Genomic DNA, 524 nt, shown 5'->3' on the forward strand with positions numbered 1-524 from the left:
AGTAACAGTAAATCCAAAAATGGTTGAAATAAATAATGCACCAGTAATAAAAGCAGAAAACAAAACAATAAAGGTTGGAAGTAAATTTGACCCAATGACTGAGGTAAGTGCTACAGATAAGGAAGACGGAAATATAACAAATAAGATTAAAGTGATAGAAAACACAGTAAATGTAAACAAGCCAGGCACTTACAAAGTAGTTTATGAAGTAACAGATAGTCAAGGTGCTAAAACAATAAAGACAATAACAATAACTGTAGTAAGCAATGATAAACCGGTAATAAGCGGAGCAGATAATGTGAGCATAACAGAAGGAACAGCATTTGATCCAATGGCTGGTGTAACTGCAGTTGATACAGAAGATGGAAATATAACAAAAGATATTAAAGTTTCTGGCTCAGTAGATACAAATAAACCAGGAAAGTATGAAGTAACTTATACAGTAACAGATAGTGATGGTAACACAATAACTGTAAAAAGAGTAGTAACAGTAAATCCAAAAATGGTTGAAATAAATAATGCAC

Annotated in this window: 1 protein-coding gene; it reads left to right on the plus strand. The window is 32.1% G+C overall.

Going from position 1 to position 524, the window contains the following annotated elements; all coding sequences use genetic code 11:
* Positions 1 to 524 (plus strand): DUF5011 domain-containing protein (locus K5V21_RS19110; RefSeq protein ID WP_221862675.1); only part of this gene is annotated, 524 nt, incomplete at both ends.

It is taken from the genome of Clostridium sardiniense, assembly GCF_019753795.1.
GTDB classification, from domain to species: Bacteria; Bacillota; Clostridia; order Clostridiales; family Clostridiaceae; genus Clostridium; species Clostridium sardiniense.